The organism is Dechloromonas aromatica RCB (assembly GCF_000012425.1).
Map to the genome: position 1 here is coordinate 410,842 of NC_007298.1, position 23,983 is coordinate 434,824.

Here is a 23,983-nt window from a genome sequence, read left to right on the forward strand (position 1 = left end):
ATGGCCGCCTGGCGGCTGTCCCGGCGGAATGCGGCGACCCATAACGCCGCTTCCTTCTCAACAGGAGATCTTTATGTACACCCAGTCTTTCAACGTACCCGACGCGCCGGGCGGCAAGGCCGTAGCTCCCGTGCCGTCCAAAGAAGATCCGGCGCTGCAGGCGGCTTTCGATACCCGCATCGATGCCGATGGCCGCATCGAGCCGCAGGACTGGATGCCGGACGCCTACCGCAAGACGCTGGTCCGCCAGATCAGCCAGCACGCCCACAGCGAGATCGTCGGCATGCTGCCCGAAGGCAACTGGATTTCCCGCGCCCCGAGCCTGAAGCGCAAGGCCATCCTGATCGCCAAGGTGCAGGATGAAGGCGGCCACGGCCTCTACCTGTATTCCGCCGCCGAAACGCTGGGTACCAGCCGCGACCAGATGCTCGAAGGCCTGCACAGCGGCCGCGCCAAATACAGCTCGATCTTCAACTACCCGACCCTGACCTGGGCCGACGTTGGCGTGATCGGCTGGCTGGTGGACGGCGCCGCGATCATGAATCAGATCCCGCTCTGTCGCTGCTCCTACGGCCCCTACGCCCGCGCCATGGTCCGCGTCTGCAAGGAAGAATCCTTCCATCAGCGCCAGGGCTACGAAGCCCTGCTGGTCATGATGACCGGCACGGCCGAGCAGAAGGCCATGGTCCAGGATGCCGTCAACCGCTTCTGGTGGAAGTGCCTGGCCATGTTCGGACCACCCGATGCCGACAGCCCGAACAGCGTGCAAGGCATGCGCTGGGGTATCAAGCGCATTTCCAACGACGACCTGCGTCAGAAGTTTGTCGATGCCACCGTGCCGCAAGCCAAGGTGCTTGGCGTCACGCTGCCTGATCCCGATCTCAAGTGGAACGAGGAGCGTCAGCATCACGACTACGGCCAGATCGACTGGAACGAATTCTGGGAGACCGTCAATGGTAACGGCCCCTGCAACAAGGAACGCCTGGCGACCCGCGTCAAGGCACACAACGACGGCCAATGGGTGCGCGATGCCGCGCTGGCCCATGCCAACAAACAACAAGCACGCAAGATGAAGGAAGCAGCATGACGACCGAACTCAAAGAATGGCCCCTCTGGGAAATCTTCATTCGCAGCAAGCAGGGTCTCGAGCACAAGCACTGCGGCAGCCTGCACGCCGCCGATGCCCGTCAGGCGCTGGAAATGGCCCGCGACGTCTACACCCGCCGCCAGGAAGGCGTCAGCATCTGGGTTGTCGAGTCCAAGGCAATCACCGCCAGCAATCCGGACGAGAAGGGCGAACTGTTCGATCCGGCGGCCGACAAGATCTACCGTCACCCGACCTTCTACGAAATCCCCGACGAAGTGGGGCACATGTAATGAGTGCCGCCATCGATTACCTGCTGCATCTGGCTGACAATGCCCTGGTCCTCGGCCAGCGCAATGCCGAATGGTGCGGCCACGGGCCGATCCTTGAAGAAGACATTGCGCTGTCCAACGTCAGCCTCGACCTGATTGGCCAGGCCCGCATGCTCTATCAGCTGGTTGCACAGCTGAAGGGCGGCGATGCCACCGAAGACAAGCTGGCCTACTTCCGCGATACCGGCGAATTCCGCAACTACACGCTGCTCGAACTGCCGCACCATGGCCCGCTGTCCGGCTATGCCCACAGCAGCCTCGACTACGGCACGACCATCGTCCGCAACTTCCTGTACAGCGCCCTGATGGCCCTGCTCTGGGAAGCGCTGGCCAAGTCGAACAACGCCGATCTGGCCGCCATCGCCGCCAAGTCGCTGAAGGAAGTACGCTATCACCTGCGCCACTCCCGCGACTGGCTGGTTCGCCTCGGCGATGGCACCGAGGAATCGCATGCCCGCGTTCAGGCCTCACTCGATCACCTGATGCCCTACACCCAGGAATTCTGGGCCCACAGCCCGGCCGAAGCCGCCGCGGTGAAGGATGGTATTGCCGTTGATCTGAACACGCTGAAGGCCGACTGGGATGGCATCGTCGATGCCGCGCTGGAAGAAGCGACGCTGCAGCGCCCGAAAGCCGGCGGTTACGTTTCGGACGGCAAGAACGGCGTGCATTCCGAGCATCTCGGCTTCCTGCTGGCCGAAATGCAAAGCCTGGCCCGCGCCCATCCGAACGGGGTCTGGTAAGCGATGAGCGCAAACGTCGATGCCGCCTGGGCTGCGCTGGAATATCTGGCCGATCCGGAAATTCCGGTCATCTCGCTGCGCGAGCTCGGCATCCTGCGCGATATCCGGGTCGGTGCCGACGGTCTGGAAGTGGTCATCACGCCCACCTACAGCGGCTGCCCGGCGATGAGCCAGATCGAGGATGACGTGCGCTCGACCTTGCTCGCCAAGGGCATCTCGGCGCGTGTCGTGACGCAACTGGCTCCCGCCTGGACCACCGACTGGATGAGCGAAACCGGCAAGGAAAAGCTGCGCGCCTACGGCATTGCGCCGCCGCACCAGACGCCGGCCGGCAGCAATGTCGTGCGCTTCATCAGCAAGCCGGCCAAGGTCGAAACCGTGCCCTGTCCGCATTGCGGCTCGGCGCATACGGTCGAGTCCTCCCATTTTGGATCGACGGCCTGCAAGGCGCTGTACAAGTGCCTTGATTGCCAGGAACCGTTCGATTACTTCAAGCCTTACTAAGAATTTACCGGAGCATCAGGAAATGTCAGCCCTCCGTTTTCACGAACTCACCATCAAGCGCGTCAGCCCCGAAGCGGCCGGCTCGGTGGCGATTACCTTCAATATCCCTGACGCCGAGCGCGAAGCCTTCAGCTTCCAGCCCGGCCAGTTCCTGACCCTGCGCGCCAAGGTCGATGGCCAGGATGTGCGCCGCAGCTATTCGATCAGCAGCCCGCGCAGCCGTCTGGCCAAGGCCGGCGAGCTGGAAATCGGCATCCGTCCGGTCGAAGGTGGCGTCTTTTCCAACTGGGCGGCGCAAACCCTGAAGGCTGGCGCCAAGCTCGACGTGATGCCGCCGGATGGTCGCTTTGTCGTCAAAAAGCAGCGCGCCATTCACCGTGTCGGTTTCGCCGCGGGGTCGGGCATTACGCCCATCCTGTCGATTGCCGCGACGACGCTGGAAGAACAGCCGGAAGCCAAATTCACGCTGGTCTATGGCAACCGCCGCATGTCCAGCGTGATGTTCAACGAATCCCTGCAGGACCTGAAGGACCGTTACCCGGACCGTCTGACGCTGATCCACATCCTGTCGCGCCAGGCGCAGGAAGTCGACCTGCTGCAAGGCCGGATCGACGGCGCCAAGGTTCAGGCCGTGATCGACGCCCTGCTGCCGGTCAAGAGCATGGATGAAGTGTTCATCTGCGGCCCGGAAGCCATGATCGAAGCGACCGAAAAGGCGCTGATCGAAGCCGGCGTGCCGGAAAGCCGCGTCTATACCGAACGCTTCACCTCCGGCCCGGCCCAGGCCGCCAAGATCCAGGCCGATACCGATGCCGCGCCGACCCGCGTCGCTGCCGCCAAGGACATCGCCCTGACCGTCGTTCTCGACGGCAAGGAACATGAGCTGCAGATCGGCCCCGACGAGCATGTACTCGATGCTGCGATGAACGCTGGCCTCGACCTGCCGTTCTCTTGCAAGGCCGGCGTCTGCTGTACCTGCCGCGCCAAGGTGTTGTGCGGCGAGGTGGTCATGGACAAGAACTACACGCTGGAAGGCGACGAAATGGCGCAGGGTTTCGTGCTCAGCTGCCAGGCTCGCGCCACGACTAAACGCCTGGTGGTCAGCTTCGACGAACGCTGATCCGGCCAACCAACAGCTGCACTTGGACCGCCCACGGCTCCCTCCGGGGGCGGTCATTTTTTTGGAGCAAACCATGACCCAAGTAGTCCTCACCGAAGTGATCGGCAAGGTCGGCCTGATCCGCATCAACCGTCCGGAAGCGATGAACGCACTGAACAACGACGTCGTCGACGGCATCGGTGCCGCCATCGACATCTACGAAGCCGACGAGAACATTGGCTGCATCGTCATCACCGGCAATGAGAAAGCCTTCGCCGCCGGAGCCGACATCGGCTTCATGAAGGATTTCGACTACATGCACGCCTACAAGACCGACTTCATCACCCGCAACTGGGAACGCATCAAGACCACCCGCAAGCCGGTGATTGCCGCAGTATCCGGTTTCGCTCTGGGTGGCGGCTGTGAAATGGCCATGATGTGCGACATGATCTTCGCCGCCGATACTGCCAAGTTCGGCCAGCCGGAGATCCGTCTTGGCACCATGCCCGGGGCCGGTGGCACGCAACGTCTGCCCCGGGCCGTCGGCAAGGCCAAGGCCATGGACATGTGCCTGACCGCCCGCATGATGGATGCGGCCGAAGCCGAAAAGGCCGGGCTGGTCGCCCGCATCATCCCGGCCGAGCAACTGCTCGACGAAACCCTGAAGGCCGCCCAGACCATTGCCGGCTATTCGCTGCCGGTGGTCATGATGATCAAGGAATCGGTCAATCGCGCCTACGAATCCTCGTTGAACGAAGGCCTGCTCTTTGAGCGCCGCGTTTTCCATTCGGCCTTCGCCCTCGAAGATCAGAAGGAAGGCATGGCGGCCTTTGTCGAGAAGCGAAAACCCGTGTTCAAGAACCGCTGAGAGTGAGTGCCATGTACGAAACCCTGGAAATCGAACGGGCCGGCAAGGTCGCCACCATCTGGATGAACCGTCCGGCCGTCTTCAATGCCTTTGACGAACAGCTGATCGCCGAACTCGCTGCTGCTTGCAAGGAGCTTGATGCCGATGCCAGCGTCCGCATCGTCGTGCTCGGTGGTCGCGGCAAGCATTTCTCGGCCGGTGCCGACCTCAACTGGATGAAGCGCGCTTCGCAATTCACCCACGAACAGAACGTCGAGGATGCACGCAAGTTCGCCGGCATGCTGCGCACGTTGTCCGAAATGAGCAAGCCGACCATTGCCCGCGTGCAGGGTGCCGCCCTCGGTGGCGGTACCGGCCTGACCGCCGCTTGTGACATGGCGGTGGCAAGCAGCGATGCGGTGTTTTCGACCTCGGAAGTGAAGTTCGGCATCATCCCGTCGGCGATCAGCCCCTATGTGCTGCGCGCCATCGGTCCGCGCCATGCCATGCGCTACTTCCAGAGCGCCGAGCGGATCAAGGCCTCGCGGGCGCTGGCCATCGGCCTGGTCGGTGACGTCGTCGAACTGGATGAACTGGATGCCTGTGTCGACCAGCTGGTCGAGGCCTTGCTGCAAGGCGGTCCGCTGGCCCAGAAGGCGGCCAAGGATCTGATCGGCGCGGTGAACGGCCAGCCGATCGATGCAACGATCAGCGAGGAAACCGCGCAACGTATTGCCCGTCAGCGGGCGACCGATGAAGCGAAAGACGGTATTGCCGCTTTCCTCGACAAGCGTCCGCCCGCCTGGTTGTAAGCCGGCTGTTCATTCCCGTTACCACGGGAATGAACGTGCCTCAGGGCTGCTTCGGTTCGCCGTGGGCGCCGAGGCGCTGGGAAAGTGTTTCGGCGCAATGCTTCAGGCTCTGGATCACGTTGCCCTCCGGGCTGGTGTCGAGCATGCCTTGGACGCCGACGACCAGGACTGCCATCGTGATTTCGTTCTTGAAATTGAATATCGGCGCGGCAGCGGCTTCGACGCCAGCCACCTTGTGCTGGCCATTGGTCGCGGCATAGCCTTGCGCCCGAATCTCGGCCAGCAGCGCCTCGACTGCCGCCTTGCTCTTCAAGTCGGGCGGCAGCGGGGCGTGCTTCAACTCCTCGGCCAGCAGGGGCGCAGTGATTTTCTTCGGCATCCAGGCGGCAAAAACCCGCCCGGCGGCCGACATCAGCAGATCGAGCGCGGTACCGGTCGTCACGTTGACGGTGATCGGCCGACGCGGCCGTTCCCAGCGGATCACCACCGGGCCACCATCCCCCCAGACCGCGAGGGCCGTGGTCTGGTTGATTTCGTCACGCAATTCGGCAATGGCGCTCAGGCCGAGGCGGACGCGGTCCAGTCGGTCAAGCGCGACGAGGCCGAGATTGAGCGCGAAGGTGCCGAGATCGTAACGCGAGGTCATCGGGTCCTGGTCGACCAGGCCGGCCCGGATCAGGCTGACCAGATAACGGTGCGCCTTGGAGGCGGGCATGTCGGCCGCCGCAGCAATATCCTTCAGCATCATCGAACGCTGGCCGTTGGCCATGGCACGCAGGATACTCATGCCCACTTCCAGCGACTGAACGCCGTGTTTCCCTTCCAGTTCCTCACTCATTGCTGCTCCCTGAATTCTGTTATTCAAAACTAGTTTTATAATAAATCAAAATATCAAAGGAAAACATTGTATTATGTCAAAACTTCGCGTTTATTCCATTGACGGAATCGTCCCGGTGGTCGATCCCACCGCCTATGTCCACCCGAGTGCCGTGCTGATCGGCGATGTGATTGTCGGGACGGATTGCTACGTCGGTCCCTGCGCCAGCCTGCGGGGCGATTTCGGCCGACTGATCCTGGAGGCCGGGGCGAATTTGCAGGACACCTGCGTCATGCACGGCTTTCCCGGCACCGATACGGTGGTCGAGGAAAACGGCCACATCGGCCATGGTGCCGTGCTGCACGGCTGCCGCATCAAAAAGAATGCGCTGATCGGCATGAACGCCGTGATCATGGACAACGCAGTGATCGGCGAGGCGAGCATCGTCGCCGCCTCGGCCTTCGTCAAGGCCAGCCAGGAAATCCCCCCCGGCGTGCTGGTCGCGGGTGTGCCGGCCAAGGTGATCCGCCCGCTGAGCGAACAGGAGATGGCCTGGAAGAGCGATGGGACGCGGACCTATCAGGAACTGACCCGGCGCTGCCTGGCGACGATGGTCGAAACGACCCCGCTGACGGCGGTCGAGGCCGATCGCAAGCGGATCGAGATGCCGGATGTCGTGCCGCTGACTGAACTGAAGAACCGCTAGTTGTCTGCCACGCAGGTTTGCCTTGATGCCGAGGCAGGCTCCGCGCCCCGGTCGCGCGATAAAGCGAATGGGGATGCGGGGTGGGCCGAACAGGGCAGAATCGGCGGGACTGACGACTCGGCCTGATCAGGCCGATAGCGGATCGTTCTGCGGGAAGCGCTCGGGGAGCGACAGGTCCTCTTCCGGCACGCGTCCATCGGCCAGGCACAACTGCTGGTCGAGGTGGCGGCTGGCGAGGGGTTCCAGCCGCTTGTACAGTTCCTTGCACAACAGTCGCGACTGCTGACCTGGCCAGTTGGCCGGCAGCAGGACTTCCGGCAATTCCGGATCGCGCAGCAGCAGGCGCCGGTAATCGTGGATGAGCAGGATGCGCAGCAGGAAGGCATCCTGCTCGCTGACCCCGGCCAGATGGTCGCGCCGGAGTTCGTCGAGAATGGGCTGATAGGTGGCGACGAAGGCGCTGTAGGCCTCGGCCAGATGCCCGAGATCCCAGGCGCGGTGCACGAGGTCGGCGTCGCTGGCCGACTGGGCCGAACGCGAATCGGCCGCGAACAAGGGCATCAGCGCGCCGATGGCCGATGACAGGCCTTCGGTAATCAGCGTGTCGAGCACGCTGGACAACTCGGCGCTAGGGTGCACGAAGCAATCGGCCCCCAAGGCGCCGAACCCCTGCCAGAACAAGGCGCGCCGGACCTGCTCACGCAGCTTGGGGTCCAGATCGCCGACGACCAGGATCAGGCGCCAGCGGCGATCCCAGAGTGGCGCATCCGAGGCGTAGATGTGGCGTGAAGCTTCCTCGAAACGCCGACGGCCCGATGGCGTCAGCACGTAGTCGGCACGCCGGCCGATGGTTTCGGTGCGCAGCCATTCCTCCTTGACCAGACGGAAGACGGAGGTGCGGATCAGCCGTTCGTTGAGTTCGAGTGGTTCGAGCAGGCGGATCAGGCTGCCTAGCCAGATGCGTCCGCCGCGCGGCAGGATCGCGTCGCCAAAGACGGTGATGATCAGCGAGCCAGCCTGGACACGGCGCTGTTGCCGGAATTCATTCAGGCGGGATTGGATGGCGGTGCTCACGAGATAGGCTGGCGAAGGGCGTTGAGGAAATGGCTCGGACCGATGGCGACCCGTTGAAGACTTCGATTGTACCTGATGCCGAGTATCGTTTTGTATGCCAGTGTTGAGCATCAAACCCGCGAATCATCAGGCAAGTTGAATTTTTTCAGGACTTACTGATACGGAAAATACAAATATTTTTGTATTTTTGTACCTGTTTATCTCTGTCGGATTCAGTTGGTACTTGCTGGCTCGATACTAGGCTCCCATAAGGCCAGAGTATTTGTCTAACTGACCGACCAAGGCGAGAGGGCCGGCCGGTCAGCGAGCAAACCGCCTTGATCTTATTCGCTACAAGTTCCTTTTTTAGCCATCTCCAGATTCCGGACAACCTCTTTTCCTTCGGCTTCGTTCGCAACTTCCAGGTTTGCTCCGCCGACAAAAACCCCCATTTTTATGTACTGCCTAATGAAGTAATTAATGCCATCTGCTACTGCTAGCTTGATTTCGTTAGGGGAAAACTCCGACTCCGTGGCAATGACATGCTCCTGATTCCCCTTCACCTCCTCATAGAAGAAAACATTTGGTGCTGACTCTCCAATGCATTTTCCATCGACCCAAATGTCTTTCTTCAGCGCTCCACCAACACCGGCGGAGCGATAAATATAGAGTCCTGCCTGTCCTTGCGATGGCGCTGGGAAACGCTTCGCTTGGTCAGATGCTTCTTTGCTTTCCATCGGAACAGATGCGCAGCCCGTGATGAAAGCGGCAAAGATGGCTACAGATGCAATTTTCTTAAACATATTTCTCCCTTTTGATGATATTTGTATAAACAGCAAAAATCCGAATATCATATATCACTTTTACATATTTTGTGAAGCATGTCCCATTGCAACGGCTCGGTTCGCTAGACCGCTGAATCTGGAAGCGCCAGCTGTGCTTGCACCTGCAACCCGGACTGGACGCTTTTGGCTGGAATTGTGTGAAAACGGCTGGTCAGTGACTGGTTGTTTTGATGAATTTAACAATTACGACACGGTTGTTTTTCAAAGCCATGGCGGGGTAAAGCATCCCTGTTTGGCTTTGGTTTTGGCTTTGAATTTTCACGCAGCCTTGGCCGGTTACTGCCTCATGCATAACCATTGGTCAATCCGGCGAATAGACTCAGTCAAATGCAGTAAGACTTGATGATCGACGTGTCATAATTTGCGCCCAGAATTGATTGTCTTCATCCATTGCCGTTTTAGTCGTCTTGAGGAATACGCTGATGTCAGGTTTGTCGAAGAGTCGGGGTTTCGGGGCTGTTGCCTGGTTGGTGGCGCTGGCGGTTGCGATCGCTGCTGTCCTGATCTACGCCAAGCCATGGCAATCGGAAACGGCGAGCGCCGGAGACGGGCCGTTCGAGATTGCCGATTTCTCGAATCGCGATTTCGAAGGATCGCCATCGCTCGCGTTGAGTTTTACCCTGCCGATGGATGCCAAGAAGGGCTACGATGAGCAGATTCAGGTCTTCGAGATGCCGCCGCGCCCGGGCGATGCCAAGGCGCAGGTGAATGAATCCGAGGATGAAGGCGAGGAGGGCGCGCCGGGCAGCGCCAATCCGCAAGTCAGCACCGAGCCGGCCGATGTCGCGACCGACGGTGGCAAGCTGATCAAGGGCGCCTGGGTGGTCGGCGACAATCCGCGCATCCTGTATTTTCCGCACATCAAGCCGCAGACGCGCTATGTCGTTCGCGTCGCTGCCGGCCTGAGTTCGCTGTCCGGTCAGAAGCTGAATGAGGAGGGGCGTTACTCGGTGGTTACGGCCACTGTGGCGCCCGCCTATTACTTCGCCAGTCGCGGCACGGTCCTGCCGGCCAAACAGAATGGCGGTTTGCCGGTAGTCACCGTCAACGTGCCTGAGGTCGATGTCCAGTTCCTGCGCGTCAAGCCGGACCAGCTGCCGCGCTTCCTCGACAAGGTGATCAGCGGGCCGCGGCCGCAGGCGCGCGCCAAGCGCCAGAACAACGACGACTACGACTATGACGTGGAGTACGACGGCGACTATGACTGGCGCGCCACCAGCCTGAAGGGGGCGGTCAACAACTGGTCGCTGGACAGCTTGCACAACCTGACCGAAAGCGTCTTTGTCGGTCGTTTCCTGACCGAGCAGAAGCCCAACAAGCGCAACGTCACTTTCCTGCCGGTCGAGGACATCAAGGAACTCCGCGAACCGGGGATCTATATCGCGGTGATGAGCCAGCCCAACCGCTTCCGCTACGACTATCAGGTGACCTATTTCTACGTCAGCGATCTCGGCCTGAGCACCCGCCTGTTTGCCAAGGGGGCTGATGCCTATGTCAGTTCGCTGACCACAGGCAAGGCTGTTTCCGGTGTTGAAGTAGCGTGGATGGACGAAAACGCCAAGGTGGTGGGTCGCGCCGAAACCGACAGCAGCGGCCGCGCCAACTTTGCCGAGCGGCCCGCTGCAGCGAAGGTCATCATTGCTCGTCACGGCCAGCAGATCTCGATGGTCACGCTCAAGGAACCGGCGCTCGACCTGTCCGAATACGATGTGGCCGGCCTGCCCGGTCGGCCGGTGCGCCTGTTCGCCTACTCCGGGCGCAACCTGTATCGCCCCGGCGAGAAATTCGACATTTCCGTGCTCGCGCGTGATGCCGATGGGCGACCGGTGCCGGCCCAGCCGATTCAGGCCATCCTCCGGCGTCCGGACGGCAAGAGCCAGTTCACCGCGACCTGGCAGCCGGATGCCAAGCTCGGTGGCTACTACCAGAGTCGCATCGAGCTGCCGGTCGACGCCGCAACCGGTGCGTGGACCCTCGAGCTGCGCGCCGACCCAGCCGACAAGCTGGCGACCACCAGCTTCCGTTTCGGGGTCGAGGAATTCCTGCCCGAACGCATGAAGCTCGACCTGAACAGCAAGCAGGCGACGGTCTCGCCCGACGAATCCCTGAAAATCGACATCAAGGGCGCCTATCTCTACGGAGCCCCGGCGGCTGGCAACCAGCTGCTCGGCGTGGCCGTTTTCGAGCGCCAGAAGAATCCGCTGGCGCAAAAGCTGCCCGGCTTCGAGTTCGGCGATACCAATGAGGACAGCCAGCGTCAGCGCGTTGAACTCGAGCAGAACCAGCTCGACGAGAACGGCGACCTCGCGCTGGAGGTCGATCTCGCCCCGGCCAAGGGCAAGCGTTCGCCCTACACGGTACGGACAACGCTCAGCCTGCTCGAAAGCGGCGGCCGGCCGGTGGTGCGCAATTTTGAACGGGTGATCTGGCCAGCCCCGGTGCTGGTCGGTGTCCGTCCTCTGTTCACCGGCGATTACGCCCGCGAAGGCAGCGTCGCCCAGTTCGAGGTGATCCGCGCCAACGCCGAAGCCAAGCTGCATGGCGGCAAGGCACTGCCTGTCCGCCTGTTCCGCGAAAACCGCGACTACTACTGGCGCTTCGATGACCAGCGCGGCTGGCATTCGGGCTTCACCGAAACCGACGAGCTGGTCGACACGACGGTGGTCAGCATTCCCGATGGCAGCCGCGGCAAGCTCGGCCTGCCGGTCAAATACGGCCGTTATCGCGTCGAGATCACCGATTCGGAAACCGGCCAGATCACCAAATACCGCTTCTACGCCGGCTGGAGTGCACGCGGCGACGAAACGCAAGGCGTCCGTCCCGACCGGGTGGCGCTGAAGTTCGACAAGCCGGCCTACAAGGATGGCGAGACTGCCAAGCTGACCATCACCCCGCCGCATGCCGGCGAAGCGCTGGTCACCGTTGAGGCCGACAAGACCCTTTGGTTGAAGCGCGTTTCGGTGCCGCTCGAAGGCACGACCATTGATATCCCGGTCGACAAGGACTGGAAGCGTCACGACCTCTACGTCTCGGCCGTGGTGCTGCGCCCGGGCAGTGCCGGTGAAAAGGTCACTCCGGCGCGGGCGCTCGGCCTGACCCATCTGCCGCTCGAACGTGGCGACCGCAAGCTGGCAGTCAGCCTCGATGCACCGAAGAAGATGTTGCCGGACACCCGCCTCAAGGTGAAGGTGAAAGTTCCCGGCCTGACCGGGCAGCAGGCAGTTGTTACGCTCTCGGCAGTCGATGTCGGCATCCTCAACATCACCCGTTACGCCACGCCTGATCCGCATGGCCATTTCTTTGGGAAGCTGCGCTATGGCGCCGACCAGTACGACGTCTATGGTCGCCTGATCGAGAAGATGGGCGGCCAGAAGGGTAAGCTGAAGTTCGGTGGCGATGCGGCGCCGAAGGCGACCAAGAGCCTGCCCAAGAAGGTGCGTCTGGTCGATCTGTTCTCCGGGCCGGTGCAGCTGAACGAGCAGGGCGAAGCCGAAATCGGCCTCGACGTGCCAGACTTCAACGGCACCCTGCGCCTGATGGCGGTGGTTGCCGCACCGGACAAGTTCGGTAGCGCCGAGGCGGAAACCATCGTCGCCGCACCGCTGGTCGCCGAACTGATGACGCCGCGCTTCCTGACCGTGGGCGACAACGCGACCATCGCGCTCGACCTGCACAACCTATCCGGTGTCGCACAAAAGTTGAAGGTCCGGATCGAGAACGCCGATGGCCTGAAGATCCAGAACGCCGAACGCGAACTGGAGCTCAAGGATCAGCAGAAACAGACCCTGCGCTTCCCGCTCGAAGCCGGCAATGCCTTCGGCCTGGCCGATGTCCGGGTGGTGGTCAGCAGTGCGGCCGGCCTCAAGCTGGAGCGCAGCTTTGGCCTGCAGGTTCAGGCCGCGACACCACAGCAGCAGGTGCTGAAAATGCTGGCTGTCGGGCCGGGTGAAACGGTCGAGGTCAAGGAGGCTGAACTCGGCGGTTTCCTGAAGAGCACCGTCCAGTCGCACCTGATCCTCTCCGACAAGGCGCCGATCGACGTGCGCAGTGCCATCCAGGGCTTGCTGACCTATCCGTACGGCTGCGCCGAGCAGACCACCAGCACCGCCTACCCGCATGTGCTGGTCGATGAGGAAGGCGCCAAGCTGTTCGGCCTGAAGCCTTACAGCCGCGACCAGCGGGCCGACATGCTGGAGAAGGCGATCGCCAAGCTGGGCGCCATGCAGGCGCCGAATGGCGGCTTCAGCCTGTGGGGCAACATGTCAGAGTACCAGTACTGGCTCTCGGCCTACATCAGCAACTTCCTGCTTGATGCCCGCGAACAGGGCTTCAAGGTGCCGGAAGCGATGCAGAAGAACGCCATGGAATTCCTGCTCAAGAATCTGCAGGAAGGGGCGGCCGGCTTGCCGAGTGGCAAGGTGACCTACAACCAGAACGGCTGGCAGGATTACCGCTACGGCGGCTCCGGTCGCTTCGGCGTGCTGGCCTATGGCGCCTACGTGCTGTCCCGTGAAGCCAAGGCGCCATTGTCGACGCTGCGCCAGATGTTCGACCTGCGCGAGCAGGCACATTCCGGCCTGGCGCTGGTCCATCTCGGTCTGGCGTTGAAGCTGATGGGCGACGAAACGCGTGCCCAGACGGCGCTGGCCGAAGGCGTCAAGAAGAGCCGCGATACCGGCTACTGGTGGGGCGACTACGGCAGTCCGCTGCGCGATGCGGCGCTGTCCTACGCCTTGCTCGACCGTCACAAGCTGAAGGTTGAAGGCCAGGACAATCTGGTCGCCGTTGCAGCCGCCGAACTGGGCAAGAACCGCTACACCAGCACCCAGGAAAAACTGGCGCTCTTCCTGCTCGGCCGCAATTTCGCCAAAGCCGGCGAGGGCGAGGCCGGCTGGACGGCGGAAGTGCTCGGCAAGGAAAAGCCGGAAACCATCAATGGCTCCGGTACCCTGATCCGGCCTCTGTCCGCTGCTGCCTTGCAGGGCGGCGTTCGGATCAAGAATACTCACAAGGAAAGGCTCTACCTGCAACTCGCCTACAGCGGCAACCCGGCCAAGATGCCTGCCAATCGCGACGACGCCATCGCCCTGACGCGCGACCTGTTCGAAGCCGACGGCAAGCCGCTGAAGAGCCGGGCGCTGAAGGTCGGTGAGTCGGTTATCGTCCGCATCAACGTCAATCCGCGCAGTTGGATCAATACCGGCATGGTGGTCGATCACATTCCGGCCGGCCTCGAGATCGAGAATCTCAACATCGCTCAGGGCGAGGGCATGGCCAGCACGCTGATCAACAACGTCAATCCGGCCGAGGCGATGCAGGATCCGCGCATCCAGCACGTCGAGTTCCGCGATGACCGTTTTGTGGTTGCGGCCCGTCTGCAGGGCAGGCTCAGCCTGTTCTACCGCGCCCGTGTCGTCACGCCCGGCAAATTCGTCTTCCCGCCGATCTACGCGGAAGACATGTACCGGCCGGACGTTTACGGCCTAGCGACCGGCGATGCCACGCTGACGGTGACCGACGGGAAGGAAAAGCCGGCGGCTGTTCCGGTGCCTGCACCAGCCGCAGCGCCGGCAGTTGTGCCAACGCCAGCCCCGGCCAAGCCCTAAGATCCGGTGCGCGGCGCGGATTGGCCGATTTCCTGGCGCGGGTGGTTGAGCCGCCGTCCGCGCTGGCAGTGGGGCGCGCTGCTCGCCCTGCTGCTACTGGCGGGCCTTGATGCGGCTTTCCCACCACCGGTGCCCGGCCGCGATGCGCCGAATGCGCTGCTGATCGTTGCCCGCGACGGCACGCCGCTGCGGGCCTTTCCGGACCGCGATCATGTCTGGCGTCATCCGGTGGCGCTTGCAGACGTCTCGCCGCTCTACCTGCAGGCGCTCGAACGTTACGAAGACCGCTGGTTCCGCTGGCATCCCGGCGTCAATCCGCTGGCACTGACGCGGGCCGCCTGGCAATGGGCATGGCATGGGCGCATTGTCTCCGGCGGTTCGACGCTGACCATGCAGGTTGCCCGCATCATCGCGCCGACGCCGCGCACGCTGCCCGGCAAGGCCCGGCAGATCCTGCGCGCCCTGCAACTCGAACTGCATTACTCCAAGGATGAAATCCTCGCCATCTACGTCAATTACGCGCCGATGGGCGGGGTTCTCGAAGGCGTCGAAGCGGCCAGTCGGGCCTATCTCGGCAAGCCGGCCAAGCGCCTGAGTCATGCCGATGCAGCGCTGCTCACTGTTTTGCCGCAAGTGCCGTCGCGCTTGCGGCCCGATCGCCAGCCAGCCCGCGCCCGTGTCGCCCGTGACAAGGTGCTGCACCGCATGGCCGGCGTCTGGCCGGATGCCGAAATCCGGGATGCGCTGCAGGAGCCGATCATCGCCCAGACCATCCGCGATCCCCTGCTGGCACCGTTGCTGGCCGAGCGCCTGCGCAAGGAAGCGCGTGGCCGGCTCCGCATCGACACGACCATCGACGCGCAAGCCCAGCAGACGGTCGAGCTGTTGCTGACCAGCCGCCTTGCCGCCTTGCCGCCGCGTGTTTCGATGGCCGCCATGGTCGTTGATAACGAAACGCTGGAAGTCCGGGCCTATGCCGGTTCGGCCGATTTCGGCGACGTCGACCGCTTCGCCTTCGTCGACATGGTGCGCGCCTCGCGTTCGCCCGGCTCGACGCTCAAGCCCTTCCTCTACGGGCTGGCACTCGACGAAGGGTTGATCCACTCCGAATCGCTGCTCGCCGATGTGCCGCAATCCTTCGGCGGCTATCAGCCGGGCAATTTCCAGCAATCCTTCCACGGCGCGGTCAGCGTTTCCGAAGCACTGGCCAAGTCCCTGAACGTGCCGGCCGTCGAGGTGCTCGACCGGCTGGAAGCGAACCGCTTCGTTGCCGCGCTGCGCCGCGGTGGCCTGAAGCTGGATTTCCCCAAAGGCGAAACGCCCAACCTGTCGGTCATTCTCGGCGGGGCCGGAACGACGCTGGAGCAACTGGTCGGCGCCTACACCGCCTTCGCCCGTCAGGGCGTGTCTGGCAAGCCGCGCTATACGCTGGATGCGCCGCTTGTCGAGCAGCGCATGCTGTCGCCGGGCGCCGCCTTCATCATTCGCGACGTGCTGGAGTCCGGCGGACCGGTCGGTCGCGCCGTCGAACAGGGACCGGGCATTCGCCGCGGCATCGCCTGGAAGACCGGGACCAGCTTTGGGTTTCGCGACGCCTGGTCGATCGGCGTGTCGGATCGTCTGACCGTCGGCGTCTGGATCGGCCGGCCGGATGGCACGCCCAATCCGGGCTTTTTCGGCGCCAATATTGCCGCGCCGCTGCTGGTCGATATTTTCGATGCGCTCGACCATCAGCCGGCTACGACGCGCGTTCCCCCGCCTTCCGTGCAGCAGGAAAAGATCTGCTGGCCGCTGGGTACGCGCTTCGATCCGGCCGAAGAGAGTTTGTGCCATCGGCAATCGCTGGCCTGGGTGCTGAACGGCACGGCACCACCGACTTTTCCGGATCGTCTGCGCAGCGGCGAGGTGCGCTACAGCTACGAGGTCGATGCCGTCAGTGGTTTGCGGGTAACGCCCGAATGCAGTTCGCGACCACGCCGCTCGGTCGAAGCGGTGCGCTGGCCGGCGGCCCTGGAGCCTTGGCTGAGCGCCGACATCCGGCAAAAGGCCCAGACGCCACCCTGGGATACCAAGTGCCAGGCGAAGAATGAGCCGGAAGCCGGCCTGCGTATCGTCGGCTTGACCAACGGCGAGGTGCTGAGACGCCCGCGCCCGGATCAGCCACCGGTGATCCGCCTCGAACTGCGCGGCCATCGCGGACAGGTCTATTGGCTGATCAATGGCCGGCTCGTTGCGCATCGTTCGGCTTCGATGCCGCTGATCCATCGGCTGGAAGAAACCGGGCGGGTCGATATCACCGTGATGGATGATCAGGGGCGGTTTGATCGACTGACGGTCAGCGTGAGGTAGGGCGCAGCTTGTCGGTGGCCGGAAACAGAGGGTTTTCTGCGGCAATGGTGCAATAAGTCACGAAAATTTATTCAATTCGCGTAAAATCTCGGGTTAAATCATTCGTCATTAATTCATGGCGAATGCACCTCCTGTTTGACCTCTCCGGCAATTCCTCATGCTCCCGACTTTCCTCTCAGACACTCGTCTCTACGAACTCACCTGGCGCGATGAAGCGGGGCCTGATCTGGCGGTCGAAGCCTGGTGGGGGCGGGAGGCCTTGTCCGGTGGATTTGAAATCTGCATTGACCTGCTGGCAACCGATACCCATCTCGAACTCAAACGTTTCCTCGGCCGTTCCCTGACCCTGAACACCCGTCTCTCCGACGGCAGCCGGGCCAGCCGTAGCGGCCTCGTCCGCGCTGCCCAGAAGCTCGGTGCCGACGGCGGGTTCGCCCGCTACCGCCTGACCGTTGTGCCCTGGATCTGGCTACTCAGCCGCGGCCGGCACAACCGTGTCTTTCAGGAAAAGACCGTCATCGATATTGTCGAAACCGTCTTTGCCGACTACGCCGACGTCGCCGCCTGGCAATGGAGCGACGAAGTCGCCGGCTTCCTGGCCGATGCTCGGCCGCGCAGCTACTGCGTGCAATACGGCGAATCCGACTACGCCTTCGTCTCCCGCCTGCTGGCCGAAGAAGGCCTTGGCTGGTGCGTCGAAGAAGACAAGGAAGCCCCGGCCGGCCATCGCCTGCGCCTTTTTGCCGACAGCCAGCGCTTTCCCGAAGACATCGTTTCCCAATCGGCCAATGGCGGCCAGGGCATCCGCTACCACCGGGCCGATTCGCAAGAGGATCAGGACGCCATCCTCGCCTTCGGTGAACGCCACCGCCTGGCCAGCTCGGTGATCAGCGCCATCACCTACGACTACAAAGCCAAGAAGAACGTCACCCTCAACATCACCAGCGCCCAGCCCATCGGCGGCAAGAACGCCCCGGTCCTCGAAAGCCACGACCACCCCGGCCTCTACGCCTGGGCCAATGCAGCCGAAGCCGAACGCTATGGCCGGCTGGCCATGGAAGCCCGCGAGGCCGGGCATCGCACCTGGCTGGGTCGCAGCACCGTGCGCAGCCTGCGTCCCGGCACCGTCTTTGACCTGATCGGCCTGCCCATCGATCCCGCCAAGGCCGACGCCGAACACCGGTACGCCGCCACCGACATCACCCACCTCGGCATCAATAACCTGAGCGGCGAAGCCATCGCCACCATCGCCCAACGCCTCGGGCAAGGCGCCCAGAAGATCGACGCCAGCGATGCTCTGGCGACCGGTGATGCCCTGACCCCGATCAGTGCTCCGCCCAGCCTCCCGACTGAACTCCTCAAGCTCGCCGTCGAGCGCGGCTACGGCAACACCTTCGACGCTCACGCCGCCAACGTCCCGTGGCGCCCCGAACTCGAAGACCGTTCCGGTGCCCGGATCAATCCCCGGCCCACCGCACCCGGCCCGATGAGCGCCCTCGTCGTTGGTCCCGAAGGCCAAACCAGCCCTAGCGGCCCCGACGAACTCTGGTGCGATGCCCTCGGCCGCGTCAAGATCCGCTTCCACTGGCAACAAGCTGAAACCCCGGATGATCGTGACTCCTGCTGGGTCCGCGTCCTCAGCCGGCAAGCCGGCCCCGGCATGGGCTGGCAATGGCTCCCCCGCATCGGCCAGGAAGTCCTCGTCGACTTCGTCGGCGGCGACATCGACCGCCCCTACCTGCTCGGCGCCCTCTACAACGGCCAGGGGGAGGGCGGCATCAGCGCCACCCCGGGTGGCGACAGCACCAAAACCCAGGCTGACAACGTCTTCGATAGCGCCAGCGACCACCGCCCGAGCGGCCAGGGCAACACCGCCGGCGGCAACAGCCCCGCCTGGCACGGCGCCGCCGAAACCAGCCACCGCCACAGCGCCGCCCTCACCGGCTTCAAGAGCAAGGAATTCGGCAGCGCCAGCGGCTACAACCAACTGCTCCTCGACGACAGCGACCAACAACAACGCCTGCAACTCAAGAGCACCCAACACCACAGCGAACTCAACCTCGGCCACCTCATCCACCAGGCCGACAACTACCGTGGCTCCTTCCGCGGCACCGGCACGGAGTTGCGCACGGACGCCTGGGGCGCCCTGCGTGGCGGCCAAGGCCTGGTCATGACCACCTGGGCTCACCCGTCCGCCGGTGCATCGACGGCACAACCGGCCGGCGACATGGCCCCGGCCATGGCCCTGCTCAGGCAAGCTGATACCCTCGCCAGAACCCTTAACCAGGCCGCCGCCACCCACCAGACCGTCCAACTCTCAAGCGCCATCGGCACCCAGGGCCAGGACCAAAGCAAGATTGACCCCGAAGCCGCACCGCTCAAAGCGCTGCACAAAGTCAGTAGCGGTATGGTCGACGCCAAGGATCAAAGCGCCGCCAAGCAAGACGCCCAACAAAAAATCACCAACGCCAGCCCCGACAAACGCCCGCACCTCACCGACCCCGCCATCGTCCAGACCGGCAAAGCCGGCATCGGCCACGTCGCTGGGCAGAACCTGCAATACACCAACGGCGAAACCCTCGTCCTCGCCAGCGGCGAAGACACCAACCTCGCCATCGCCGGCAAAGCCAGAATCCACAGTGGCCAGGCCATCGGCCTCCTGGCCGGCGCCATCGCCCCGGGCGACGGCAACACCGGTATCAAGCTGATCGCCGCCAAGGACGACATCGACCTGCAGGCCCAAAGCGACGAAATGAAGTTCCTGGCCAAGAAAGACATCAAACTCGTCTCCGCCACCCAGCACATCGACTTCGCGGCAGCCAAGAAGATCCACCTCGCCGTACAAGGCGGGGCGAGCATCACCATCGATGGTGGCATCACCGTGCAGTGTCCTGGGACGATTACGGTGCATGCGAGCAAGAAGAGTTTTACGGGGCCGGGACAAGGAAGTTACGCACTACCTCAATTTCCGCAGACCGCTTTGCCAGAAACGGTTGCCGCATTCTCGATGCTTTTAACGCACATACCTGGCCCTAGTGGCAAACCGCTTAGCGATTTGGATTGGCAAATTGTGCGTGCGTCTGACGAAGACGGTGCGCGCATGGCGGATAAATCACTACTCAAAGGAGTAAGTAACGGTGAAGGACGCCTTGCGCTTAGCCAGTCCGAGCAAGACCTCCTGAAAGACGAATATGACGATAGCCCAAACAATATTTGGGTTCGATTTGGTGGGCAAGTACGGAAACTCTGCATTACTCAAGAGAAGGAAGATTGGACTGATACGCAAAAAATGGAATATGCGCTGGACGCGCTTGGCTATACCGACATGATTTCCAACGTAGATGGCAGTACGCCGACAGAAACAGGGCACGCCAAGTGGGCAAGGCTTTGCGCCGGTTCAATGGCAACGGAAGCCGTATTCAATCTGATCAAAAAAGGCTAACCGGTATGAATACCAGATCGTCACCAGCTGTTGAGCGATCCATGCAACAGGTCATTTCAAAGGACCAGAAAGCACACGATTCCTACGGAACAACGAATATCGATTTGCACTATGGGCAAGAGTTTTCTAGCCCGGTTGGCGGAAATACAGTGACTCCGCTGGTCAGCGGCAAAGCGTACTTCGCATCGTTGATAGAAGCACTACGCGGCGCGTCATCAGAAGTACTCATCGCTGGATGGCAAATTAACTGGGATGCGCAAATTGGTCCCGATGGACTCCGTTTGGTCGACATCATCCTTGAAATTGCCAAGAAATCCGGTGGGCCCAAAATCTACCTCATGCCGTGGGACAATCCATCTCAAGTGGAAACCTACGCCAAATCGACTGAAAACGTGCTTCGAGCCTTGGAGGATAGGCTTGGTAAAGGCAAGGTGTTCGTCTATCGCTCGCCCAAACGCTCCGACGAAGATGAAATGTTCTTCAGTCACCACCAAAAACTGGTTGCCATCGACCGAAAGACTGCCTTCATCGGTGGTATCGATTTGGCCTACGGTCGCTATGATGACGAAACATATTGCCTGAAGGCCGATGCAGACGGTCGAGATGGCATGAACCGCTACAATTCGTGTATTCCAGCTACCGGAACGGTGGTGGGCAAGATAATCGACCACGATCTGCTCCTTGGCGGATGGTACTCGCTAGCGGGCAACCGCAAGAAAGTGCTAGACGACATCATCACGGGGCACGCCCTTCAGCCTGTCAAAACGGGCAGCCGCGTGAGCCTCGACCCGGCAACGCAGCCGCGTATGCCGTGGCAAGACCTTCAGCAGCGTATCGATGGCCCTGCTGCCGCCAATGTCGCGGCCAGCTTCATTCTGCGCTGGAATATCGGTGCAGGCAGTGCGCTCGTGCCAACGCTTGATCCACCGGTCATTGCCACCAAGCCGATACCGGGAGATAGCGGATGTTCCGTTCAGGTGTTGCGCAGCGCATCGGCCAATCTGCGAAATGCGGAAGCAGGCAAAGTTGCAGAAAAAGATGCAGAGGCCGCATTTCCCAACCAAAAAGGAAAACCAGAAGGTGCTGAAGACGATATACGCCAAGCACTGCTGACGCTGATTAACGAATCCCGACACTACATTTATATCGAGAACCAGTTTTTTACGACGGCGTTTGGCGCGCCTAGCCCGGCACGTGACGCCGCATTCTCTGGCCCAGCAAATGAAGTCAATGAAGGCGTCAAATGGGGCGTACGGGCAACGCGCACTATGCCCGGTGATGCCGATGGGCCAATCCGTAATGCCGTTTGCCAGGCACTGGCTGACCGCATCCGAAAAGCCATTATCACTAAGGGCCACCCACCGTTTCATGTGTATATCGTCTTGCCCGTGCACCCGGAAGGATTTCTAAACGCCGGCCCGACCATGACCCAAATTCACTGGACTATGCAATCGTTAGTGTTTGGGCGGCAGAGCCTTTTGGAGAGAGTAAAGGCGGCATTAAAAGAAGTTAAACGCGACCCTGAAGAATGGCCCCAATACCTGACGCTGCTCAACCTGCGCAACTGGGCCCAGTTGGGGGATCGTTACGTTACCGAGCAAATCTACGTGCATACCAAGCTGATCATTGTGGATGACTGCTTCGTATTGCACGGTAGTGCCAACATCAACGACCGCAGCCTGCTGGGCCGACGGGATTCCGAAATTGCCGTGCTGGTTCACGACTCGCAAGAGGAATACACCGATCTCGACGGCACAGGCCGGCAGGTGCTGACACTCAAACATGCACGAGCGACCCGCAAGGCTATCTGGCGCAAGATTTTCGGGTTGGAGCAGAAAATCTGTCTGCCTACGGGCGGCGCTCATCCAGCCAACGAACTTGCCGGGATGATTGATCGACCGGCTGATCCCAAGACCGTCAAAGCCATTCAGTCGGTTGCGCAAGCCAACACGGATGCCTACGAAGCGGTGTTTGACTGGGTTCCACGCAACGTATCGATATTTGACGAGAGTGAAGCATCGTCTATCTGGTCACGCTGGGAATATCCGAATGGCCAAAATCCTTTACGGCCCAAAGAGAGGGGGTCGCTCAATGGCCTGATGCCCTTCCAGGAAGTTTTCTGGAAAGCCACTCAATTCAAGGCCAATGCCGTAGCACAACTGAACTCGATCAAGGGCTTCATCACGGCTTTGCCTATCCGCTGGACCGAACGGGAGAACAACAATCTCGGGTATCACATCGCGCTGGTCGCGATCAACGATGTGCCGCTCCCCAGATACCCAGGCGCCAGCGGGGAAAAACCCACCGTGCTGACCGGCATGCCACCTTCCGGAGGACGGGAAGTATGAACTTTCGACACATCGTCATAGGTTGCCTGATGCTTGGCCTGTTTCTGACCACATGTGCTAGCGCTGCCGGTCAATTCGATTGGCAGACCGATTGTGTTGGGCGATTTACGCTGGCGTTGCCCGGGAAGGTGGAGGTTGCCATGTTGGTTAACAAAGCCTTTGAGAATCCGGATGATGATCCGATGTATCCCACTGATGCCGCAATCACATTTCTAGGCGGAAGAGGCATGGCTTACTACCATTTCTCAGATGTTATTGAGACTTCAGGAAATACCAGTGGGAATGCGACGCGTTCAACTCAGTCCATCGGTGTTGGGGCAGTTCATTTGACAACAGGACCTCGGGCTGACAAAGCGGAATTTGAACGCTTTCAGCGCGCGATGGATAGCTACTACACCCAGACAAAAAGGCGTTTGATCAATAGCGTGTCCAAGAAGGACAACGAACAGGTACCATTTATCGAAATGATGGCCTCGCCGTTTTCGCACTCCCATGCCTGGAAATGGCATGCAAGTTATTACCTGCTATGGCGTGATGACCGGCTGTTTAGTTACAAATATTCCGAAACTGACCCAAGCGCCTTTCCTACGCCTCAATACATCTCCGACCACATCCGCTCGCGTGAAATCTTCGAGGTGCCCAAGGAACAAGGTCTGTGCCTGCACCACGCTTTTCTGCCCGATGACGGCACCTTGCCGCGTGCCGTAGCGATGACTTATCGCCTGATTGACCATCCTGAAATCGAAATTTATTTTTCCGATAATTTTACTAATGGCGATGAAAAGGCGTCCCCAGAGAAGATCATCAATGATTTCTGGGAGAGTCAAGGCAGAGGTCGATATGCCAAGAAACTGCAACTGATCAATCCGCATATTCCTGGCGTGGTCCACTTCCCGGATGTCGAACTGGCAGGTTTCAAGGGCAAGCGTAGTCTCGTTGAAATCACCAATCCGGATGGTTCACTGGATCATGGTTATTTCGCCTTCGTGCGCGGAGACAAAACGCCCAAGGATGATCGCCCTGACCTGACGCTCTACGTCGTTGGAAAAAATGTCAATGCGACTGGCACTCCACTCTCGAAGGATCAGATCGAAGAAATTGCGAATCATATTGCTAGCTCGATCAGAAGGCGTTGATTGGGCCGTTTTCTTCGAATTTGAACTTGCCGTTAGCGAACCTAATGGATACTAAACATTTAGAAAGGCTGGGATTTTTTAGGTGTTGCCTTTTATCGTTCCTTGTTTCGACGGCAGGTTCAATTATCTGGTGTGTAGTAATAGTGTCCCCCTTTGGTGTCGATGATTTTATTCAGCACCATAGCTTCACTAAGCCATGGGTTTATTTTTTTCCTGCATGTTCACCATTCCTGTTAATGGTGATTAGCGAGCGATTTCGG

The 23,983-nt window shown here is 61.1% G+C and carries 16 protein-coding genes; 13 read left to right on the forward strand and 3 right to left on the reverse strand.

Going from position 1 to position 23,983, the window contains the following annotated elements; genetic code table 11:
• Positions 1 to 73: 73 nt before the first annotated feature.
• From paaA to DARO_RS02020, 7 genes are all read left to right on the forward strand, one after another.
• The gene (paaA, locus tag DARO_RS01990; protein ID WP_011286145.1) at positions 74 to 1,087 is read left to right on the forward strand and encodes a 1,2-phenylacetyl-CoA epoxidase subunit PaaA; all 1,014 of its coding nucleotides are present in this window, start codon (positions 74 to 76) and stop codon (positions 1,085 to 1,087) included.
• Positions 1,084 to 1,377 (forward strand): 1,2-phenylacetyl-CoA epoxidase subunit PaaB, encoded by a 294-nt coding sequence (gene paaB, locus DARO_RS01995; protein ID WP_011286146.1) that lies wholly within the window; start codon positions 1,084 to 1,086, stop codon positions 1,375 to 1,377. The genes paaA and paaB overlap by 4 nt, the downstream gene beginning before the upstream one ends.
• Positions 1,377 to 2,159, forward strand: coding sequence for a 1,2-phenylacetyl-CoA epoxidase subunit PaaC (gene paaC / locus DARO_RS02000; RefSeq protein ID WP_011286147.1), 783 nt, complete (start codon positions 1,377 to 1,379; stop codon positions 2,157 to 2,159). The genes paaB and paaC overlap by 1 nt, the downstream gene beginning before the upstream one ends.
• Before the next feature lie 3 nt (positions 2,160 to 2,162).
• Positions 2,163 to 2,663, forward strand: coding sequence for a 1,2-phenylacetyl-CoA epoxidase subunit PaaD (paaD, locus tag DARO_RS02005; RefSeq protein WP_011286148.1), 501 nt, complete (start codon positions 2,163 to 2,165; stop codon positions 2,661 to 2,663).
• Positions 2,664 to 2,685: 22 nt separating this feature from the next.
• Positions 2,686 to 3,783: a 2Fe-2S iron-sulfur cluster-binding protein gene (locus DARO_RS02010; RefSeq protein ID WP_011286149.1), complete on the forward strand. Its 1,098-nt coding sequence runs from the start codon at positions 2,686 to 2,688 to the stop codon at positions 3,781 to 3,783.
• Positions 3,784 to 3,856: 73 nt separating this feature from the next.
• Complete coding sequence (locus DARO_RS02015; protein WP_011286150.1) at positions 3,857 to 4,630, forward strand: enoyl-CoA hydratase; 774 nt, start codon at positions 3,857 to 3,859, stop codon at positions 4,628 to 4,630.
• An 11-nt stretch (positions 4,631 to 4,641) separates the two neighbouring features.
• On the forward strand, positions 4,642 to 5,421 hold the full coding sequence (locus DARO_RS02020) for an enoyl-CoA hydratase/isomerase family protein (RefSeq protein ID WP_011286151.1): 780 nt from the start codon (positions 4,642 to 4,644) through the stop codon (positions 5,419 to 5,421).
• 40 nt (positions 5,422 to 5,461) lie between these two features.
• Here DARO_RS02020 and DARO_RS02025 read toward each other — a convergent pair whose 3' ends face one another.
• On the reverse strand, positions 5,462 to 6,259 hold the full coding sequence (locus DARO_RS02025) for an IclR family transcriptional regulator (RefSeq protein WP_011286152.1): 798 nt from the start codon (positions 6,257 to 6,259) through the stop codon (positions 5,462 to 5,464).
• 73 nt (positions 6,260 to 6,332) lie between these two features.
• Between DARO_RS02025 and paaY the strand changes: the two genes are divergently transcribed.
• Positions 6,333 to 6,944 (forward strand): phenylacetic acid degradation protein PaaY, encoded by a 612-nt coding sequence (gene paaY, locus DARO_RS02030; protein ID WP_011286153.1) that lies wholly within the window; start codon positions 6,333 to 6,335, stop codon positions 6,942 to 6,944.
• Between the two features lie 126 nt (positions 6,945 to 7,070).
• Here paaY and paaX read toward each other — a convergent pair whose 3' ends face one another.
• A complete protein-coding gene (paaX, locus tag DARO_RS02035; RefSeq protein ID WP_198134088.1) occupies positions 7,071 to 8,018 on the reverse strand; it encodes a phenylacetic acid degradation operon negative regulatory protein PaaX in 948 nt (315 codons plus the stop codon).
• Positions 8,019 to 8,341: 323 nt separating this feature from the next.
• The gene (locus DARO_RS02040) at positions 8,342 to 8,800 is read right to left on the reverse strand and encodes a DUF2846 domain-containing protein (protein ID WP_011286155.1); all 459 of its coding nucleotides are present in this window, start codon (positions 8,798 to 8,800) and stop codon (positions 8,342 to 8,344) included.
• 464 nt (positions 8,801 to 9,264) lie between these two features.
• On the opposite strand from DARO_RS02040, the gene DARO_RS02045 reads away from it, so the two are divergent.
• The 5 genes from DARO_RS02045 (at position 9,265) to DARO_RS02065 (ending at position 23,723) form a co-directional block, all read left to right on the forward strand.
• Complete coding sequence (locus DARO_RS02045; RefSeq protein ID WP_011286157.1) at positions 9,265 to 14,448, forward strand: alpha-2-macroglobulin family protein; 5,184 nt, start codon at positions 9,265 to 9,267, stop codon at positions 14,446 to 14,448.
• A 45-nt stretch (positions 14,449 to 14,493) separates the two neighbouring features.
• Positions 14,494 to 16,797 (forward strand): penicillin-binding protein 1C, encoded by a 2,304-nt coding sequence (pbpC, locus tag DARO_RS02050; protein WP_041224164.1) that lies wholly within the window; start codon positions 14,494 to 14,496, stop codon positions 16,795 to 16,797.
• Between the two features lie 157 nt (positions 16,798 to 16,954).
• A complete protein-coding gene (locus tag DARO_RS02055) occupies positions 16,955 to 20,239 on the forward strand; it encodes a type VI secretion system tip protein VgrG (RefSeq protein WP_011286159.1) in 3,285 nt (1,094 codons plus the stop codon).
• Between the two features lie 41 nt (positions 20,240 to 20,280).
• A complete protein-coding gene (locus DARO_RS21465) occupies positions 20,281 to 22,587 on the forward strand; it encodes a phospholipase D-like domain-containing protein (RefSeq protein WP_049758394.1) in 2,307 nt (768 codons plus the stop codon).
• Complete coding sequence (locus tag DARO_RS02065; protein ID WP_011286161.1) at positions 22,584 to 23,723, forward strand: T6SS immunity protein Tli4 family protein; 1,140 nt, start codon at positions 22,584 to 22,586, stop codon at positions 23,721 to 23,723. Before DARO_RS21465 ends, DARO_RS02065 begins: the two co-directional genes overlap by 4 nt.
• The last annotated feature ends 260 nt before the right edge of the window (positions 23,724 to 23,983 follow it).

Coding starts and splice junctions, on each gene's coding strand:
- paaC (WP_011286147.1), top strand. CDS start 1,377: ATGAGTGCCGCCATCGATTACCTGCTGCATCTGGCTGACAATGCCCTG.
- DARO_RS02065 (WP_011286161.1), top strand. CDS start 22,584: ATGAACTTTCGACACATCGTCATAGGTTGCCTGATGCTTGGCCTGTTT.
- DARO_RS02055 (WP_011286159.1), top strand. CDS start 16,955: ATGCTCCCGACTTTCCTCTCAGACACTCGTCTCTACGAACTCACCTGG.
- paaA (WP_011286145.1), top strand. CDS start 74: ATGTACACCCAGTCTTTCAACGTACCCGACGCGCCGGGCGGCAAGGCC.
- DARO_RS02040 (WP_011286155.1), bottom strand. CDS start 8,800: ATGTTTAAGAAAATTGCATCTGTAGCCATCTTTGCCGCTTTCATCACG.
- DARO_RS02020 (WP_011286151.1), top strand. CDS start 4,642: ATGTACGAAACCCTGGAAATCGAACGGGCCGGCAAGGTCGCCACCATC.
- DARO_RS02045 (WP_011286157.1), top strand. CDS start 9,265: ATGTCAGGTTTGTCGAAGAGTCGGGGTTTCGGGGCTGTTGCCTGGTTG.
- DARO_RS02015 (WP_011286150.1), top strand. CDS start 3,857: ATGACCCAAGTAGTCCTCACCGAAGTGATCGGCAAGGTCGGCCTGATC.
- DARO_RS02010 (WP_011286149.1), top strand. CDS start 2,686: ATGTCAGCCCTCCGTTTTCACGAACTCACCATCAAGCGCGTCAGCCCC.
- DARO_RS02025 (WP_011286152.1), bottom strand. CDS start 6,259: ATGAGTGAGGAACTGGAAGGGAAACACGGCGTTCAGTCGCTGGAAGTG.
- paaY (WP_011286153.1), top strand. CDS start 6,333: ATGTCAAAACTTCGCGTTTATTCCATTGACGGAATCGTCCCGGTGGTC.
- paaD (WP_011286148.1), top strand. CDS start 2,163: ATGAGCGCAAACGTCGATGCCGCCTGGGCTGCGCTGGAATATCTGGCC.
- paaB (WP_011286146.1), top strand. CDS start 1,084: ATGACGACCGAACTCAAAGAATGGCCCCTCTGGGAAATCTTCATTCGC.
- DARO_RS21465 (WP_049758394.1), top strand. CDS start 20,281: ATGCAACAGGTCATTTCAAAGGACCAGAAAGCACACGATTCCTACGGA.